The 18,860-nt window shown below is 54.5% G+C and carries 16 protein-coding genes; 4 read left to right on the forward strand and 12 right to left on the reverse strand.

The genetic code is table 11. The features are described from left to right. Positions 1 to 2 precede the first annotated feature (2 nt). From rffC to trxA, 9 genes are all read right to left on the reverse strand, one after another. Positions 3 to 677, reverse strand: coding sequence for a dTDP-4-amino-4,6-dideoxy-D-galactose acyltransferase (gene rffC / locus A8O29_RS21780; protein WP_125355585.1), 675 nt, complete (start codon positions 675 to 677; stop codon positions 3 to 5). Continuing rightward, positions 655 to 1,536 (reverse strand): glucose-1-phosphate thymidylyltransferase RfbA, encoded by an 882-nt coding sequence (rfbA, locus tag A8O29_RS21785; RefSeq protein ID WP_125355587.1) that lies wholly within the window; start codon positions 1,534 to 1,536, stop codon positions 655 to 657. Before rfbA ends, rffC begins: the two co-directional genes overlap by 23 nt. Before the next feature lie 17 nt (positions 1,537 to 1,553). Continuing rightward, the gene (rffG, locus tag A8O29_RS21790; protein WP_125355589.1) at positions 1,554 to 2,621 is read right to left on the reverse strand and encodes a dTDP-glucose 4,6-dehydratase; all 1,068 of its coding nucleotides are present in this window, start codon (positions 2,619 to 2,621) and stop codon (positions 1,554 to 1,556) included. Further along, positions 2,618 to 3,880, reverse strand: a complete 1,263-nt coding sequence (wecC, locus tag A8O29_RS21795) for a UDP-N-acetyl-D-mannosamine dehydrogenase (RefSeq protein WP_125355591.1) — start codon at positions 3,878 to 3,880, stop codon at positions 2,618 to 2,620. The genes rffG and wecC overlap by 4 nt, the downstream gene beginning before the upstream one ends. After that, entirely contained in the window at positions 3,877 to 5,007 is a 1,131-nt protein-coding gene (wecB, locus tag A8O29_RS21800; RefSeq protein ID WP_125355593.1) for a non-hydrolyzing UDP-N-acetylglucosamine 2-epimerase, read from the reverse strand. The genes wecC and wecB overlap by 4 nt, the downstream gene beginning before the upstream one ends. 1 nt (position 5,008) lies before the next feature. Beyond that, positions 5,009 to 6,067: an ECA polysaccharide chain length modulation protein gene (wzzE, locus tag A8O29_RS21805; protein ID WP_125355595.1), complete on the reverse strand. Its 1,059-nt coding sequence runs from the start codon at positions 6,065 to 6,067 to the stop codon at positions 5,009 to 5,011. Between the two features lie 13 nt (positions 6,068 to 6,080). Next, positions 6,081 to 7,184 carry a UDP-N-acetylglucosamine--undecaprenyl-phosphate N-acetylglucosaminephosphotransferase gene (gene wecA, locus A8O29_RS21810; RefSeq protein ID WP_174081414.1) on the reverse strand — a complete coding sequence of 368 codons (1,104 nt, stop codon included), beginning with the start codon at positions 7,182 to 7,184 and terminating at the stop codon, positions 6,081 to 6,083. Between the two features lie 230 nt (positions 7,185 to 7,414). Further along, positions 7,415 to 8,674, reverse strand: coding sequence for a transcription termination factor Rho (rho, locus tag A8O29_RS21815; RefSeq protein ID WP_110512138.1), 1,260 nt, complete (start codon positions 8,672 to 8,674; stop codon positions 7,415 to 7,417). A 331-nt stretch (positions 8,675 to 9,005) separates the two neighbouring features. Next, on the reverse strand, positions 9,006 to 9,335 hold the full coding sequence (gene trxA, locus A8O29_RS21820; RefSeq protein ID WP_110512140.1) for a thioredoxin TrxA: 330 nt from the start codon (positions 9,333 to 9,335) through the stop codon (positions 9,006 to 9,008). Between the two features lie 152 nt (positions 9,336 to 9,487). Between trxA and rhlB the strand changes: the two genes are divergently transcribed. Further along, positions 9,488 to 10,759 carry an ATP-dependent RNA helicase RhlB gene (rhlB, locus tag A8O29_RS21825; protein ID WP_110512141.1) on the forward strand — a complete coding sequence of 424 codons (1,272 nt, stop codon included), beginning with the start codon at positions 9,488 to 9,490 and terminating at the stop codon, positions 10,757 to 10,759. 91 nt (positions 10,760 to 10,850) lie between these two features. After that, on the forward strand, positions 10,851 to 12,332 hold the full coding sequence (gene gppA / locus A8O29_RS21830) for a guanosine-5'-triphosphate,3'-diphosphate diphosphatase (protein WP_125355597.1): 1,482 nt from the start codon (positions 10,851 to 10,853) through the stop codon (positions 12,330 to 12,332). Here the strand turns inward: gppA and rep are convergent, their stop codons facing one another. Continuing rightward, on the reverse strand, positions 12,333 to 14,354 hold the full coding sequence (rep, locus tag A8O29_RS21835) for a DNA helicase Rep (RefSeq protein WP_125355599.1): 2,022 nt from the start codon (positions 14,352 to 14,354) through the stop codon (positions 12,333 to 12,335). Positions 14,355 to 14,437: 83 nt separating this feature from the next. Between rep and ppiC the strand changes: the two genes are divergently transcribed. Then, on the forward strand, positions 14,438 to 14,719 hold the full coding sequence (gene ppiC / locus A8O29_RS21840; RefSeq protein ID WP_110512144.1) for a peptidylprolyl isomerase PpiC: 282 nt from the start codon (positions 14,438 to 14,440) through the stop codon (positions 14,717 to 14,719). Positions 14,720 to 14,799: 80 nt separating this feature from the next. Here the strand turns inward: ppiC and ilvC are convergent, their stop codons facing one another. Next, positions 14,800 to 16,275, reverse strand: coding sequence for a ketol-acid reductoisomerase (gene ilvC / locus A8O29_RS21845; protein WP_125355601.1), 1,476 nt, complete (start codon positions 16,273 to 16,275; stop codon positions 14,800 to 14,802). 151 nt (positions 16,276 to 16,426) lie between these two features. Here ilvC and ilvY point away from each other — a divergent pair, with 151 nt between their 5' ends. Continuing rightward, a complete protein-coding gene (ilvY, locus tag A8O29_RS21850) occupies positions 16,427 to 17,317 on the forward strand; it encodes an HTH-type transcriptional activator IlvY (RefSeq protein ID WP_125355603.1) in 891 nt (296 codons plus the stop codon). On the opposite strand, the gene ilvA is transcribed toward ilvY, so the two are convergent. Then, on the reverse strand, positions 17,314 to 18,858 hold the full coding sequence (gene ilvA, locus A8O29_RS21855) for a threonine ammonia-lyase, biosynthetic (protein WP_174081415.1): 1,545 nt from the start codon (positions 18,856 to 18,858) through the stop codon (positions 17,314 to 17,316). The two genes, ilvY and ilvA, sit on opposite strands and share 4 nt — an antisense overlap. Positions 18,859 to 18,860: the final 2 nt, after the last annotated feature.

Below are 18,860 nucleotides of genomic sequence, written 5' to 3' on the forward strand. Positions count from 1 at the left end.
AGTCACCTGTATAGCCAGTAGGCGGTACTTTCAGGGACAGCACCGCTTTGAATGTAACGTTTAAGTGCCGCGGTATTGCCCATTTGGGTCGCTACCCGCAGCGTATTCAGTTGGCGCGCATGCGCCCAATGCACAGCAGCCTGCATGAGAATGTCTCCCGCCTCGCGCCCTGCCAGCAGGCCGATACGGGCCTCGCTGTTATTCAGCTGGCGCAAAGAAACAAAGGCGCGGATAGCCGCATTCTCATCACGGAAAACCAGGCATTGATGATCGAACGTGCCACGCACAGCATTTTCAATCCACTGGGCGTAAAAACGGCCACTGGCATCGTCGGCGTACCAGGGCGCGCGAAAGCGGCTCTGCGCAAACGCCTGTGCAGCAAGGTCTCGCAGCCGGGGAATGTCAGCGTCGGTGGCAATCTCAGCCTGCGGGTCAACGCTATCCGTCACCGCTAACCGAAAATCGATTTCACTTTCCACCAGCTGAAATCCGAGCGCTTGCAACCCATCGAGCCAATCGGTGCGCTGTGCCGGGATTTTGGCCTGCACGCGTGACCAGTGCGTCAGTTCTTCGGCGCGCAGTTCCGGCGCATCATCGCTCACACGAACAATGGCGCTGCTGATACCAAAAAACTGCGTTTCCCAGCTAAGGGGATCAATACTGGCGCGGACGGGCACGAAGCAACTCCAGCAGATACTGGCCGTAGCCGGTTTTGGCTAATTGATTGGCCGCGCGTTTTACGCCGTCATCATCGAGCCAACCGTTGCGCCAGGCAATCTCTTCCAGACAGGCAATTTTGAATCCCTGCCGTTTTTCGACCGTCTGCACGAACGTGCTGGCTTCAATCAGGCTGTCATGAGTGCCTGTATCCAGCCACGCAAATCCACGCCCGAGAAGCTCAACAGTCAGCTTACCGTCATCGAGATACATCTGGTTAATGGAGGTAATTTCCAGCTCACCGCGTTCTGACGGCTTCACGCGTTTGGCGTACTCGACGACGTTGTGATCATAGAAATAGAGACCGGTAACCGCCCAGTTAGATTTTGGCTCTTTGGGCTTTTCTTCCAGCGAGATTGCGCGGAAATTGTCGTCAAACTCAACTACGCCGAAACGTTCGGGATCCATCACCTGATAGCCAAAGACGGTTGCCCCTTCGGAACGCGCGGCAACGCTACGCAATTTCGGGCTAAAGCCTTGGCCGAAGAAGATGTTATCACCCAGCACCAGGCAAGAAGGTTCGCCGTTCAGGAACGTTTCACCGATGATGAACGCCTGCGCCAGACCATCAGGGCTTGGCTGCTCGGCATAATGCAACTCGATGCCAAATTCAGAACCATCGCCCAACAGACGCTTGAAGTAGCTTATATCTTCAGGTGTCGTGATAATCAGAATCTCACGGATCCCCGCCAGCATGAGCACTGACAGGGGATAGTAGATCATCGGTTTGTCGTAAATGGGCAGCAGCTGTTTGGAAACGCCGCGGGTGATAGGATGTAATCGGGTGCCGGAACCGCCGGCCAGAATAATGCCTTTCATATTTCCTCCCGGGAGAGTTAGCCCTTCAGGCCGAGACGTTCGCCCTGGTAACTGCCATCCAGAACCTGTTGCCACCAGGCCTGATTCGCAAGGTACCATTGCACCGTTTTGCGCATTCCGGTTTCAAATGTCTCTTCCGGCGTCCAGCCCAGCTCACGTTCAATTTTTGCCGCATCGATGGCGTAACGCACGTCATGTCCAGGTCTGTCGGTCACGTAGGTGATCAAATCCTGATACCTGGCCACACCTTCAGGCTTTTGTGGCACCAGCTCTTCAAGCAGTGCACAGACGGTACGAACCACATCAATATTCTGGCGTTCGTTATGGCCGCCAATATTGTAAGTCTCACCCACTACACCGGTCGTTACCACGCGGTACAGCGCGCGGGCGTGATCTTCCACATACAGCCAGTCGCGAACCTGCTGTCCATTGCCATACACCGGCAACACCTTGCCCGCCAGGGCATTCAGAATCGTCAGCGGGATGAGCTTCTCTGGGAAGTGATACGGCCCGTAGTTATTCGAGCAGTTAGTGACCACCGTTGGCAGGCCATACGTGCGCAGCCATGCACGCACCAGATGGTCGCTACCCGCTTTCGACGCTGAGTAGGGGCTGCTTGGCGCATACGGCGTGGTTTCGGTGAAGAAATCATCGCTGCCGTGCAGGTCGCCATACACTTCGTCGGTTGAAATATGATGAAAACGGAACGCCGATTTTTTATCGTCTGCCAGGGTATTCCACCAGCCGCGCGCCGCTTCTAGTAGCGTATAGGTGCCCACAATATTGGTTTCGATGAACGCCGCAGGGCCGTCAATGGAACGATCGACATGGCTCTCTGCGGCCAGGTGCATGACCAAATCCGGCTGATGACGGGCAAAAACACCGTCCAGCGCCTGACGGTCGCAGATATCGACCTGCTCAAAGGCGAAACGATCGTTTTGCGATACGGAGGCAAGCGAGGCAAGATTTCCGGCATAGGTCAGCTTATCAACCACCACAACGCTGTCGGTGGTTTCACTGATGATGTAACGCGCCACGGCCGAGCCAATAAAGCCCGCGCCGCCGGTCACCAGAATCTTTTTCAACGCCACACTCCTTTGGTGTCCACCACATAGGTCTGTTGGATACTGTCGCCGTCAATGGCCTTGAACTGCTTGTGATCGACCAGCATCACCAGCACGTCGGCATCGTTCAGGGCGTCATCCAAAGAAACCAGCGTGGCTTTATCAGTGAGTTTTTTCGGCAGTTGATGAACGTTGGGTTCTACCACCAGCGTTTCACCGCTATGCCAGTCGGCAATCAGCGCCGCGATTTCCATCGCCGGGCTTTCACGCAGATCATCGATATTGGGTTTGAAGGCCAGTCCGAAACAGGCAATTTTGACGTCGCTGGCACGCTTATCGCTGGCGGCCAGACAATCGGCGACCATGGTTTTCACCTGGTTCATCACCCAACGCGGTTTGTGATCGTTCACTTCACGCGCGGTGCGAATCAATCTCGCATGCTGCGGGTTCTGCGCCACGATGAACCACGGGTCGACGGCAATACAGTGCCCGCCCACGCCTGGACCAGGCTGGAGAATATTCACGCGCGGATGACGATTCGCGAGGCGAATCAGTTCCCAGACGTTGATCCCCTGATCGGCGCAAATCAGTGACAGTTCGTTGGCGAACGCGATATTGACATCGCGGAAGCTGTTTTCCGTGAGTTTGCACATTTCCGCGGTGCGGGCGTTGGTCACCACACATTCCCCTTCGAGGAAAATGTTGTAAAGCTCGCTCGCTCGAACAGAGCAGACTGGGGTCATGCCGCCAATCACGCGGTCGTTTTTAATGAGTTCGACCATCACCTGACCCGGCAGCACGCGCTCCGGGCAGTAGGCGATATTCACATCGGCCTGTTCGCCAGCCTGCTGCGGGAAGCTCAAGTCCGGACGCATTTCTGCCAACCACTCGGCCACCTGTTCCGTCGCGCCCACCGGAGAGGTGGACTCGAGGATCACCAATGCGCCTTTCTTGAGCACCGGCGCAATGGAGCGCGCTGCCGATTCGACAAACGCCATATCAGGCTCATGATCGCCTTTAAACGGCGTAGGCACGGCTATCAGGTAAGCATCGGCTTCAACCGGGGTCGTGCTGGCGCGCAGATAGCCGCCGTCGACCGCCGTTTTGACGACCTGATCGAGATCGGGTTCAACGATATGGATTTCACCGCGGTTGATGGTGTCTACCGCGTGCTGATTGATATCCACACCCACCACCTGTTTCTCGCGTGAGGCAAATGCTGCTGCCGTTGGCAGGCCGATGTAGCCAAGGCCGATGACAGAGATGGTCGAAAAACTCATAGCGCTTCCTGATTGTGTTTGAGTGCTGACAAAATTCGACTACAGGCCTGGCCGTCACCATAAGGATTATGGGCCCGACTCATCGCCTGATACTCCTTCTCGTCACGCAGCAGTCGCGTAACTTCATTCACGATGTTCTGACGATCGGTGCCCACCAGACGAACGGTTCCGGCATCTACAGCCTCTGGGCGTTCAGTGGTATCTCGCATCACCAGCACCGGTTTACCCAGCGATGGGGCTTCTTCCTGAATGCCTCCGGAATCGGTAAGGATCAACCATGCGCGGTTCATCAGCCAGACGAACGGCAGGTAGTCCTGCGGTTCAATCAGGAAAACGTTATCCACATGGCCAAGAATGCGGTTAACCGGTTCGCTCACGTTCGGGTTGAGATGTACCGGATAAACGACCTGAACGTCCGGGTTTTCGGCGGCAACTTCTGCCAACGCCTGGCAAATCTGCTCAAACCCCTGACCGAAGCTTTCGCGACGATGGCCCGTGACCAGGATCAGCTTTTTGTCGCTGTCTAAGAACGGATAACGGCCAGCCAGTTCGCTGCGTAAGGACTCATCGGCCAACACGCGGTCGCGCACCCAGATGAGCGCATCAATGACAGTATTACCCGTGACGACAATGCCCTTGTCGGAAATGTTCTCGCGCAGCAGATTCTGGCGTGAGTTTTCCGTCGGGGCGAAATGGTAGATCGCCAGATGGCCCGTCATAGTACGGTTGGCTTCTTCCGGCCACGGGGAATAGAGATCCCCCGTACGCAGACCAGCTTCAACGTGCCCGACCGGGATACGCTGATAAAATGCGGCCAGGCTCGCAGCCATGGTAGTGGTCGTATCACCGTGCACCAGTACAACGTCAGGCTTGAAGGATTCCAGTACCGGTTTCAGCCCTTGCAGAATGCGGCAGGTGATTTCCGTCAGTCCCTGTCCTGGGCTCATCACGTTGAGATCGTAATCAGGAACGATGGAAAACAGCTTTAGCACCTGATCCAACATTTCCCGATGCTGTGCCGTGACGCAGACTTTGGCCTCAAAATGCGGGTCATTGGCCAATGCATGGACCAACGGCGCCATTTTAATCGCCTCGGGACGAGTGCCAAATACGGTTAATACTTTCACATCAATTCTCTTTGGGTAGGTGGCGACGACGAACTAACGCAACGCCCGCGCCAATTAGCGCACCGACAATGCCCCACATCACCATCAGAAACACGCGACGTGGACTGTCGCGTTTTACCGGTTCTTCCGGCGTCCGTAAATAACGGTAGGTCTGAAAACGAGGGTCGAGAGTTGGGCCAACATTGAGCGTAGTCAGCATCGCACGATTCTGGTCGTAGTCGAGATCAAAATCAGGACCTACAGATTGCAGATTTTCGAGTCTTGCCTGCAGCATTGGGCGACCGAGCAGGAAAAGCTCGGAGTCAGGCAGCTGCTCTGCCGGAACGTCCGTTTCGCTGCGGGAAATGTTGTTCTGCTGCGCGACTTTCAATGCTTGCTGAACGCTGTGAATATTGCGGTCAAAGATGGACTTAGCCACTTCTTCCTGGCGCTTAACCTGCGCCTTCATTTGAATAGTCCGTGCCGCCCATGCGCCTTTCAGTTCATCATTCAAATGGCCTGCCGCTCTTTGGCTGGCAAAGGCTACATACTGGCGTAACAGGTTGTTAGCGTCAGGCGCTGTTTCTGCCACCAGCTTGATGCTGTCGTTGACATTTTTCAGCACGTCGCCCGGCATGAACTGGATATCGTTAATTAAGTCATCCAGCAGTGCGGCATCGGCACGCGCATTGCCTGACTGACGCTGCTTGTAGTAGTCAGTTTGCGACCAGAATTCGCGGCGGGTATCCCATGACGCCAGTTGCATGATGAACTCTTTATACGATTCATCCATGGCAGAAGGCTGGTCGGGGCTCGCCAGATTCGCCTTAATATCCAGATTGCGTAAAAATTGCTGCTGGGAGTAGTAGCCGCCCAGCATGTTGACCGTCGGCCGGTCCGTGATAGCGGTCGCGCTCCACTCCTGCCGGGCAAAGAAGGTGTAGACAAGCACAATCAGAGCAAACAAAAAGGCAATGCCGACAACCCAGCGTTTTCCTGCCCATAGCGTACAAAACAGACCGCGAATATCCAGCTCATTTTCAGCGCTCACTGAGTTTGCTCCCGGTAATTGTTGTGTCATCTCTCTTCCAGATTCATTTGGTTAAATGGTGCGTTTTATCGCTATGCCGACGAATTCGTCGCTTCACTCTTTTGATGAAGCGCGCCACTTTCCATGCGCGTTTTATGCAGTAACCGTACATAAAAAAGGCCAGTATAAACAGGAGTAACATGCCGCATTCTGGAATAATTCGCGTATATTCGCCAACGACTCCAACAGCCGCTAGCAGCGCTGCGGCGAGAGTAATCAGCACAAAAGCCTGCCTGGAGGTAAAACCAGCCCGCATGATCAGGTGGTGAATGTGCTGCCTGTCAGCGGAGAACGGGCTCATTCCTTTTCGTAAACGACGGAACATGATGGCAACCATGTCCATCAACGGAATAGCAATAATCCACAGCGCGGTGACCGGACTTATCGGATGGGTTTTCCCTTGTGTCGTTTCCAGTAAGATCCAGATGACGGTAAAACCGAGCAGCGTGCTGCCTGCATCTCCCATGAAGACCTTATACCGACGGCCAAGCAGCCCCAGATTCAACAGAACGTATGGGAGAATCGCAGCAATCATCGCGAAGCACCACATAGAGAGACTGTACTGGCCATCCAACCACAGGATTACACCCATTGCGCCGAAGGAAACGCTGGAAAGCCCCCCCAGCAGGCCGTCGATGCCATCAACCATATTGAAGGCATTGATAGCGGCCCAGACAGCAAACAGGGTGAGGAAGTAGCCAAATGGGCCGAGAACCAGCTCCCAAGAACCAAATATGTAGCCCAGACTGCTCAGGTATAATTTCCCCTGGCTCATCATCAGAACGGCAACGATGGCCTGAACCATCGCGCGAAATTTCACGCTGATGTCATAGCGATCGTCAAGCGCACCAACCGCCACCAGTACAGTAGCGCAGCTCAGGTACAGCTTAGCGTGGGGAATGTAGTAATCGACAAGAACGAAGGCGAAGCATATTCCCGCGAACACAGAAATTCCGCCGACCAGAGGGATCATTCCCTGGTGACGTTTACGGAAATTGGGTTTATCCACTAAACCCACCTTTTTAGCTGCCTTGCGCGCGAAAAAAAGGAATAAGGTTGTGAACAAAAAAATACTGATCAGATCAGCGCATGCTGTCAGTAAATTCACAATGCGTGCTCTCTGAGAAAATAATTAGCGAAAGTATACCCACGATAGCGATTCTCCAGAAGAGGAATCAGGCTGAGTTTTGCGGGAGCTGTTTGTATTCTAACCAAAAAATGAAGATGGATGAGAGAGATTCGGAATAAACGTGCTCTGTCATCGCAGAAACTGACTTTAAGTATGTGCCAAAACAAAAACGCCACGCGATTGCGTGGCGTTTTTAAGTCTTGCGAAACTTACGAACGCTTCATCATATCGAAGAAATCGTCGTTGGTTTTGGTCATCGCCAGCTTATTAATGAGGAATTCCATTGCGTCGATTTCACCCATTGGATGGATGATTTTGCGCAGGATCCACATTTTCTGCAGCTCTTCCTGAGTGGTGAGCAGCTCTTCTTTACGCGTACCAGAACGGTTGTAGTCGATAGCAGGGAACACGCGCTTCTCAGCGATTTTACGCGCCAGATGCAGTTCCATGTTGCCGGTACCTTTAAATTCTTCGTAGATAACTTCATCCATTTTAGAACCGGTATCAACCAACGCGGTTGCGATGATAGTCAGACTACCACCCTCTTCCACGTTACGCGCAGCACCGAAGAAGCGTTTCGGACGGTGCAGGGCGTTCGCATCCACACCACCGGTCAGCACTTTACCGGAAGCCGGTACGACGGTGTTGTAGGCACGCGCCAGACGAGTGATTGAATCGAGCAGAATGATAACGTCTTTCTTGTGCTCGACCAGGCGTTTAGCCTTCTCAATAACCATCTCAGCAACCTGAACGTGGCGAGATGCTGGCTCATCAAAGGTAGAAGCAATAACTTCACCTTTGACCAGACGCTGCATCTCGGTCACTTCTTCCGGGCGTTCGTCGATAAGCAGAACCATCAACACGCAGTCTGGGTGATTGTACGCAATGCTCTGCGCGATGTTCTGCAGCAGCATTGTTTTACCGGCTTTCGGCGGTGCGACAATCAGACCACGCTGACCACGACCGATCGGCGATGCCAGATCCAGTACGCGAGCGGTTAAGTCTTCAGTTGAGCCATTCCCACGTTCCATACGCAGACGAGAATTCGCGTGCAGCGGCGTTAAGTTCTCGAACAGAATCTTGTTACGCGCATTTTCCGGCTTGTCGTAGTTAACTTCGTTAACTTTCAACAATGCAAAGTAACGCTCACCCTCTTTAGGAGGACGAATCTTACCGGAAATGGTGTCACCTGTACGGAGGTTGAAACGGCGGATTTGGCTAGGGGAAACGTAGATGTCATCGGGACCGGCGAGGTAGGAGCTGTCTGCTGAACGGAGGAAACCAAATCCATCCTGCAGAATCTCCAGCACACCGTCGCCAAAGATATCTTCGCCACTCTTTGCGTGCTGCTTCAGGATGGCAAAAATGATGTCCTGTTTGCGCATACGGGCTTGGTTTTCCAGCCCCATATTTTCGCCGAGAGTAATCAGCTCAGAAACCGGCGTATTCTTTAATTCGGTAAGATTCATAGTGGTGTGAGGGGTAAATCTCGAACGTATTGTGAATGGTATGGCAGGGTCATCCATGCCTGTTTACGGCCATCAACTCATGCCTGTACGCTGCCTGGTCAAAGGAAAGGACGCAGAACTGAAACGACGAGACGGAAAGAGTGATATGCCTGGAATCTATCAACTTCACGCGTATTAAAGATGTGGTACGGGAAGTATTGGCTAAATCAGATTCAAACTACATAAGGTATGTTTAAAACGAAGTCAACGTTAACTTAGCACGACTCGGGGCGGGCGTCCAGCGGTCCCGACATTTTCGGAACAGCGGACGCCACATCAACCCAGTGCTGGATCAGGCGAGGTTTGCTTCGAGGAATTCTTTCAGCTGGCCTTTAGACAACGCGCCCACTTTGGTCGCGGCGACTTCACCGTTTTTGAACAGCAGCAGAGTTGGGATACCGCGAATGCCGTATTTCGGCGCAGTGCCCGGGTTCTGGTCGATGTTCAGTTTTGCAACGGTCAGCTTACCTTCGAACTCTTCAGCGATTTCATCCAGAATCGGAGCAATCATTTTGCACGGACCACACCACTCTGCCCAGAAATCAACGAGGGTAAGCCCGTCAGCTTTGAGTACGTCCGTGTCAAAACTATCGTCAGTCAGGTGAATAATTTTATCGCTCATATATAACTCCACAGGAATAAGCCTGGTGTGTTGGTGTAGCATTAATCAACGATCAACGTCACGTTGATGTTGCTTTAGCCAACTAAAAGGTTGACGTTATTTCACCGGATACGCTTTCTTAATGCAATAGTAAGCTGATATTCTACCACACTATGAGCAAAACACATTTAACAGAACAGAAGTTTTCCGACTTCGCCCTGCACCCTCAGGTGATTGAAGCCCTTGAAAAGAAAGGGTTTCATCATTGCACTCCTATTCAGGCACTCGCACTCCCGCTGACGCTGGCTGGACGTGATGTTGCAGGACAGGCGCAAACCGGAACCGGCAAAACGATGGCGTTTCTGACGTCAACGTTCCATTATCTTCTCTCTCACCCTGCTGCTGAGAACCGCCAGGTTAACCAACCGCGTGCGCTGATTATGGCTCCAACGCGTGAACTGGCTGTTCAAATCCATGCTGATGCAGAACCGTTGGCAGCGGCCACCGGCCTGAAGCTGGGTCTCGCTTACGGCGGCGACGGTTACGACAAACAGCTGAAAGTGCTGGAAAGCGGCGTCGACATTCTGATCGGCACCACCGGTCGTCTCATTGATTACGCGAAGCAGAACTACATCAACCTGGCGGCAATTCAGGTTGTCGTGCTGGATGAAGCCGATCGCATGTACGATCTGGGCTTTATTAAAGATATCCGCTGGCTGTTCCGCCGCATGCCGCAGGCTAACCAGCGCCTGAACATGCTGTTCTCCGCAACCCTTTCTTACCGTGTCCGTGAACTGGCGTTCGAGCAAATGAATAACGCCGAGTATGTGGAAGTGGAACCTGAGCAGAAAACCGGGCACCGCATTAAAGAAGAACTCTTCTATCCGTCTAATGACGAGAAAATGCGCCTGCTGCAAACGCTGCTGGAAGAAGAGTGGCCAGATCGCGCCATTATTTTTGCTAACACCAAGCACCGCTGCGAAGACGTCTGGGGCCATCTGGCTGCCGATGGTCACCGCGTAGGCCTGCTGACCGGCGACGTAGCGCAGAAAAAACGCCTGCGTATTCTGGAAGAATTTACCCGTGGTGACCTCGATATTCTGGTCGCGACTGACGTTGCTGCCCGCGGCCTGCACATTCCTGCCGTGACACACGTCTTTAACTACGATCTGCCGGATGATTGCGAAGATTACGTTCACCGTATCGGTCGTACCGGTCGTGCTGGCCTCAGCGGCCACTCCATCAGCCTCGCTTGTGAAGAGTACGCGCTGAACCTGCCGGCTATCGAAACCTATATCGGTCACTCGATTCCGCAGAGCAAGTACAACCCAGATGCACTGATGAGCGATTTGCCGAAGGCATTGCGCCTGACGCGCACGCGTCCAGGTAACGGCCCACGCCGTTCTGGTGGCGGCGCACCGCGCAACCGTCGTCGTTCAGGTTAAGCAGGCTTATGCCATACACAAAATCCTCCAACCTGTATCACGGCGCCAAGCGTACGAATCCAACGCAGAGACAGGTTGAAGGATGAAGTGTATGAACGCCTCTTCGCTTTACGCAGCAATAGATCTCGGTTCCAATAGTTTTCATATGCTGGTTGTGCGCGAAGTGGCGGGGAGCATTCAGACCCTGACGCGCATTAAGCGCAAAGTCAGGCTGGCTGCCGGATTGAACAGCGATAACACGCTGTCGCCGGAAGCCATGGAACGAGGCTGGCAATGCCTGCGTTTGTTTGCCGAACGTTTGCAAGATATCCCGCACGCCCAAATCCGCGTCGTAGCAACCGCCACGTTGCGTCTGGCCGTTAACGCTGATGCCTTCCTTGCCAAAGCGCAGGAAATACTCGGTTGTCCGGTGCAGGTGATCAGCGGTGAAGAAGAAGCTCGCCTGATTTATCAGGGCGTGGCACACACCACCGGTGGCGACGATCGCCGTCTGGTGGTGGATATCGGCGGGGCCAGTACTGAACTGGTGACCGGCACCGGTGCCCAATCCACCTCGCTTTTCAGCCTGTCGATGGGTTGCGTAACCTGGCTCGAACGCTTCTTTACTGACCGAAATCTCGAACATGCCCATTTTGATGCTGCCGAGCAGGCCGCACGCGAAGTGCTACGTCCAGTCGCCGACGAACTTCGTCAGCACGGCTGGAAAATCTGCGTAGGCGCATCCGGTACCGTTCAGGCGTTGCAGGAAATCATGATGGCGCAGGGCATGGATGAGCGCATTACGCTCGCCAAGCTGCAACAGCTTAAACAGCGCGCGATTCAGTGTGGTCGTCTGGAAGAACTCGAGATTGAAGGCCTGACGCTTGAACGAGCGTTGGTATTCCCAAGCGGACTGGCCATTTTGCTGGCCATTTTCAGCGAGCTGGATATCCAGTGCATGACCCTCGCGGGTGGCGCCCTGCGCGAAGGTCTGGTTTACGGCATGCTTCATCTGTCTGTCGATCAGGACATTCGCAGCCGCACGCTGCGCAATATTCAGCGGCGTTTTATGGTCGATACCGAACAGGCCCAGCGCGTGGCGCAGTTAGCCTCTCATCTCGTCAGTCAGTGTGAAAAAAGCTGGGAAATTGAACCGTTAAGCCGTGATTTACTGCTTAGCGCCTGCTATCTGCACGAAATTGGCCTGAGTGTCGATTTCAAGCAAGCCCCGCAGCATGCCGCTTATCTGGTGCGCAATCTTGATCTCCCAGGCTTTACGCCGGCGCAGAAAAAGCTGCTGGCAACGCTGGTGCTCAATCAGACTAACCCCGTCGACCTGCCTTCGCTTCATCAGCAAAATGCGGTTCCGCCACGCGTGGCTGACCGGCTTTGCCGTTTGCTGCGTCTGGCGATCCTGTTTGCAGGCCGCCGCCGGGACGACCTGCTGCCAGACATCGCGCTTAGCGTGGAAGGGGAAACATTAACCCTGACGCTGCCGTCAGGCTGGCTGGCGAATCATCCGCTCGGTGCGGAACTGGTGTTGCAGGAAAGCCAGTGGCAAAGCTATGTCCACTGGCCTCTGATCGTCGACTAACTACTCCGCCTTCGCTTTGGCCAGCATGGCTTTAATGTTGGCCACATTCGCCTGTCCTTTGTGCATCCGCTCTTCTGGCGACACCACCTTACGCTCCTGCTCCCAAATGATATCGTCCTGTGGTAACTCCAGCAGAAAACGGCTCGGCTCCGGACGCACCAGCTCGCCGTACTGACGGCGCTCTTTGCACAGCGTAAAGGTCAGCTCTTTTTGTGCGCGGGTAATCCCCACATACGCCAGACGACGCTCTTCATCGACGTTTTCTTCGTCGATGCTACTCTGGTGCGGCAACAGCCCTTCTTCCATCCCGACCAAATACACATACGGGAACTCCAGACCCTTTGATGCGTGCAGCGTCATCAGCTGGACCTGATCGAGATCTTCGTCGCTTTCGCCACGCTCCATCATGTCGCGCAGGGTGAAGCGGGTAACGACCTGCGTCAGCGTCATCGGCTCTTCCAGGTCAGAACCTTCGAGCATTTCCGTCATCCAGCCAAACAAGGTATTGACGTTTTTCATGCGCATTTCAGCCGCTTTCGGGCTTGGCGAGGTTTCAAACAGCCAGGACTCGTAGTCGATGCCGTGAATCAGATCACGTACCGCCGCGATAGGTTCGCGCTCTGCCAGACGCTGAACTTCACCCAGCCAGTGAGTAAATCGGGTCAGAGATTCATAGCCGCGCCCGGTCAGCGTTTGCGTCAGGCCCATATCAAAACTGGCGGCAAACATGCTTTTACTGCGGGTGGTCGCCCATTCACCCAGCTTCTGTAACGTCGCCGGGCCAATTTCACGCTTCGGCGTATTCACGATCCGCAGAAATGCGCTGTCATCATCCGGGTTGGTCAGCACTCGCAGATAGGCGAGCAGGTCCTTGATTTCAGGACGCGAGAAAAACGACGTGCCGCCCGAAATGCGGTACGGAATGCGGTTTTGCATCAACAGCTTTTCAAAGACACGCGACTGATGGTTACCGCGATAGAGGATCGCGTAGTCCTTATAGGCCGTTTTATTGATGAAGTGATGGGCGATCAGTTCCCCGGCGACGCGTTCGGCTTCGTGTTCTTCGTGATTGGCGCTCAGCACTTTGAGTTCGGCACCGTAGCCCAACTCAGAAAACAGTTTCTTTTCAAAAACGTGCGGGTTATTGGCGATCAGGATGTTGGCGGCTTTCAGAATGCGTTCGGAAGAACGGTAATTCTGCTCAAGCTTAATCACCTGCAGTTTTGGGAAGTCCTGGCTCAACAGCACCAGGTTCTGTGGACGCGCACCACGCCAGGAGTAAATTGACTGATCGTCATCGCCCACCACCGTAAACCGCGCCCGACTACCCACCAGCAGTTTCACCAACTCGTACTGGCTGGTGTTGGTGTCCTGATATTCATCCACCAGCAGATAACGAATCTTGTTCTGCCAGCGCTCGCGCACCTCTTCATTGCGTTGCAGCAGCAGCGTTGGCAACAGGATCAGATCGTCGAAATCCAGCACGTTACAGGCTTTCATGTGCGCATCGTACAGCCCGTAGCAGTGGGCAAAAATACGATCGCGCTCGCCTTGAGCCTGCGCCGCGGCTTGCGGCGGCGTCATCAGATCGTTTTTCCAGTTGGAGATCGTCGAGATCAACTGCTGAAGCACCACCTTATCGTCGTCGATCAGGCCTTCCGTCAGCTCTTTGAGCAGCCCAACCTGATCGGTATCGTCGAACAGCGAAAAGTTAGATTTCATCCCCAGCGCGGCAAACTCGCGTTTGATGATTTCCAGCCCCAGTGTGTGGAACGTGGAGATCATCAGGCCACGTGCTTCTTTACGCTCTATCGTCTGGGCGACACGCTCTTTCATCTCGCGTGCAGCTTTGTTGGTAAAGGTCACGGCGGCGATATGCTTCGCCTGATAGCCACACTGGCGGATCAGATGCGCAATTTTATTGGTGATCACGCGCGTCTTGCCCGATCCCGCTCCCGCCAGCACCAGGCAGGGTCCGGTGACGAATTCGACGGCTTGTTGTTGTCCGGGGTTTAAACGCATAGGGTCACTCAATGAAAAACGGGAGGGTCGAAATAGAGCGTGGTAGTATAGCGAGCCTGAACCACACCACTCAAGGCACGATCATGGCAAAAACAGCAGCAGCACTGCATATCCTTGTAAAGGAAGAGAAACTGGCTCTGGATCTTTTAGAGCAGATCAAAAACGGCGGCGATTTTGAGAAGCTGGCGAAGAAGCACTCCACCTGTCCGTCAGGCAGAAAAGGCGGTCATTTAGGTGAATTCAAACAGGGCCAGATGGTTCCGGCGTTTGATAAAGTGGTCTTCTCTTGCCCAGTGCTGGAGCCAACTGGCCCACTGCACACCCAGTTCGGTTACCACATCATCAAAGTTCTTTATCGTAACTAATAAAAAGCCCGGCGGCGCTACCGCTAGCCGGGCCTACGAATGAGTAGGTCGGGTAAGCGAAGCGCCACCCGACACAATGTTTAGCTTGCTACCGCAATACGCTTCATATCTTTCATATATCCGCGCAGTTTCTTACCAACGGTTTCGATCTCGTGGCTGCGAATCGCCTCGTTCACGTCACGCAGCTGAGCGTTATCAACCGCGCCTTCAGCAATCGCTTTACCCAGATCGCCGGGTTGCAGCGTGGTCATGAACTCTTTCAGCAGCGGTACGCAGGCGTAAGAGAACAGGTAGTTGCCGTACTCAGCAGTATCGGAGATAACGACGTTCATTTCATACAGACGCTTACGGGCGATGGTGTTCGCAATCAGCGGCAGCTCGTGCAGTGATTCGTAGTACGCAGATTCTTCGATGATGCCGGAATCCACCATGGTTTCGAATGCCAGCTCAACGCCCGCTTTCACCATTGCAATCATCACTACGCCTTTATCGAAGTATTCCTGCTCACCGATTTTACCGTCAAACTGCGGCGCAGTTTCGAACGCGGTTTTACCGGTCTCTTCACGCCAGGTCAGCAGTTTCTTATCGTCGTTTGCCCAGTCAGCCATCATGCCGGAGGAGAATTCGCCAGAGATGATGTCGTCCATGTGTTTCTGGAACAGCGGAGCCATGATTTCTTTCAGCTGCTCGGACAGCGCGAATGCACGGACTTTCGCCCGGTTAGACAGACGGTCCATCATCAGGGTGATACCGCCCTGCTTCAGCGCTTCGGTGGTGGTTTCCCAACCGAACTGAATCAGTTTTTCTGCGTAAGCCGGGTCAGTCCCTTCAGCCACCAGCTTGTCGAAGCACAGCAGAGAACCCGCCTGCAGCATACCGCACAGGATAGTCTGCTCACCCATCAGGTCAGATTTAACTTCCGCAACGAAGGAAGACTCGAGCACACCAGCACGATGACCACCGGTGGCTGCCGCCCAAGCTTTAGCAATCGCCATACCTTCGCCTTTAGGATCGTTTTCCGGGTGAACCGCGATCAGCGTCGGCACACCGAAACCACGTTTATACTCTTCACGCACTTCGGTACCTGGGCATTTCGGCGCCACCATAACTACGGTGATGTCTTTACGGATCTGCTCGCCCACTTCCACGATGTTGAAGCCGTGGGAGTAACCCAGCGCTGCGCCATCTTTCATCAGCGGCTGTACGGAACGCACAACGTCCGTGTGCTGCTTGTCTGGCGTCAGGTTTACCACCAAGTCTGCCTGTGGAACCAGCTCTTCGTAAGTGCCTACTTTGAAACCGTTTTCGGTCGCTTTACGCCATGATGCGCGCTTTTCTGCAATCGCTTCTTTACGCAGGGCGTAAGAGATATCCAGACCGGAATCACGCATGTTCAGGCCCTGGTTCAGACCCTGCGCGCCACAGCCGACGATGACCACTTTTTTACCCTGAAGATAGCTCGCGCCATCGGCGAATTCGTCACGCGCCATGAAGCGGCATTTGCCCAGCTGTGCCAGCTGCTGGCGCAGATTCAGTGTATTAAAGTAGTTAGCCATGGTGATACCTCGTGATGTTGTACTGTCTTATTGTTCGGTTCGCGTTTTGCGAGAATGGAACCACATTACAACAGGAAATTTATTGCGGAAATTGATATATTCACAACATCACGTTGCAATTTCTGCAATATAAAATCGTGGGGTGTCTTCTGTGGATTTACGCGATCTGAAAACTTTTCTGCATCTGGCGGAAAGCCGCCACTTTGGCCGCAGCGCGCGGGCGATGCACGTCAGTCCCTCTACGCTTTCGCGACAAATTCAGCGGCTGGAAGAAGATCTGGGTCAGGCGCTGTTTGTGCGCGATAACCGCACCGTGACCCTTACCGAAGCCGGTGAAGAGCTGCGCACCTTTGCTCAACAAACGCTGTTGCAGTATCAGCAACTGCGTCACACCATCGACCAAAAAGGGCCTTCGCTCTCTGGCGAGCTACATCTGTTTTGCTCGGTAACCGCCGCCTACAGCCATTTACCGCCGATTCTGGATCGCTTCCGCGCGGAGCATCCTTCCGTGGAAATCAAACTCACCACCGGTGATGCCGCCGATGCGATGGAAAAAGTGGTGACCGGTGAGGCCGATTTAGCCATTGCAGGGAAACCGGAAACACTCCCTGGCGCAGTGGCATTTTCGATGCTGGAGAATTTAGCCGTGGTGCTGATTGCCCCGGCACTTGCCTGCCCGGTGCGCACGCAGGTAGCGCAGGAGAAACCCGACTGGTCAACGGTGCCGTTTATCATGGCCGATCAGGGCCCGGTGCGCCGGCGCATTGAGCTGTGGTTCCGTCGTCATAAAATCAGCAATCCGTCGATTTACGCCACCGTTGGCGGTCATGAAGCGATGGTGTCGATGGTGGCGCTCGGCTGCGGCGTGGCGCTTATCCCGGAAATCGTGCTGGAAAACAGCCCTGAACCGGTGCGTAACCGCGTGATGATCCTCGAGCGCAGCGACGAAAAAACGCCGTTTGAGCTCGGCGTGTGCGTACAAAAAAAGCGGCTACATGAGCCGCTTATTGACGCTTTCTGGACGATCCTGCCGAACCATTAACCCGCGAGGAAGAAACGGAACGCCGGATTACTGGTTTCATCGTGACACTCGTAGCCCAGCTCGCTGAGTCGGGTTTCGAAATCCGGCTCGTGCTCGCCCAGTTCAAAACCGGCCAGCACGCGGCCGTAGTCGGTACCGTGGCTGCGGTAATGGAACAACGAAATATTCCAGTGGGTACCGAGGGTGTAGAGAAACTTCAGCAACGCGCCGGGTGATTCCGGGAATTCGAAGCTGTACAGACGTTCCTGTAACGGTTTCGAAGGACGCCCGCCGACCATGTAGCGAACGTGTAGCTTCGCCATTTCATCGTCAGATAAATCCACCACGCTGTAACCCCCGTCATTCAGCAGACCGAGGATCTCTTTGCGCTCTTCCAGGCCACGGCTGAGACGCACCCCGACGAAAATACAGGCGTCTTTGGCATCGGCAAAACGGTAGTTAAATTCCGTTACCGATCGCCCGCCCAGCAGCTGGCAAAACTTGAGGAAGCTGCCCTTCTCTTCAGGGATGGTTACCGCCAGTAGCGCTTCACGCTGTTCGCCCAACTCGCAGCGTTCAGACACATAGCGCAATCCGTGGAAGTTAACGTTCGCCCCGGACAGCACGTGCGCCAGGCGTTCGCCGCGAATGTTGTGCTGTGCGATGTATTTTTTCATCCCCGCCAGGGCCAGCGCCCCAGACGGTTCCGCCACCGCGCGCACATCTTCGAACAGATCTTTCATTGCCGCACAGATTGCGTCGCTGTCGACGGTGACGATATCGTCGAGATACTCCTGGCATAGCCGGAAGGTTTCATCGCCAATGCGCTTCACCGCCACGCCTTCGGCAAACAGCCCGACGCGGGGTAAATCGACCGGATGCCCGGCGTCCAGCGCCGCTTTCAGACAGGCAGAATCTTCCGCTTCCACCGCGATCACTTTGATTTGCGGCATCAGCTGTTTGATAAGCACCGCGACACCGGCCGCCAGGCCGCCACCGCCAACTGGGACGAATACGCGATCGAGATGCGCATCCTGCTGAATCAGCTCCAGTGCCAGCGTGCCCTGCCCGGCAATCACCATCGGATGATCAAACGGCGGCACCCAGGTAAAGCCCTGCTGCTGCGCCAGTTCGATAGCTTTGGCCTTGGCCTCATCGAAATTCGCGCCATGCAGCAGCACTTCGCCACCAAAACCGCGCACCGCATCAACTTTGATATCCGCGGTCGCCACCGGCATTACAATCAGCGCTTTAATACCCAGACGGGCCGACGAGAACGCCACGCCCTGAGCGTGATTTCCCGCAGAAGCCGTAATCACGCCACACGCTTTTTGCTCTTCGGTCAGGCTCGCCATCATCGCGTACGCACCGCGCAGCTTGAAGCTGTGAACCGGCTGACGATCTTCGCGCTTCACCAGCACCACGTTGTCGAGCCGGGCGGAGATTTTCTCCATCTTCTGCAAAGGCGTGACCTGCACGGCTTCATAGACCGGCGCACGCAGCACCGCTCTGAGATATTCCGCCCCCTCAGGGGCGGTGGATAGCGGTTGGGATTCGGCCATGA

Origin of the sequence: Scandinavium goeteborgense (genome assembly GCF_003935895.2) — a bacterium.
Classification (GTDB): Bacteria; Pseudomonadota; Gammaproteobacteria; order Enterobacterales; family Enterobacteriaceae; genus Scandinavium; species Scandinavium goeteborgense.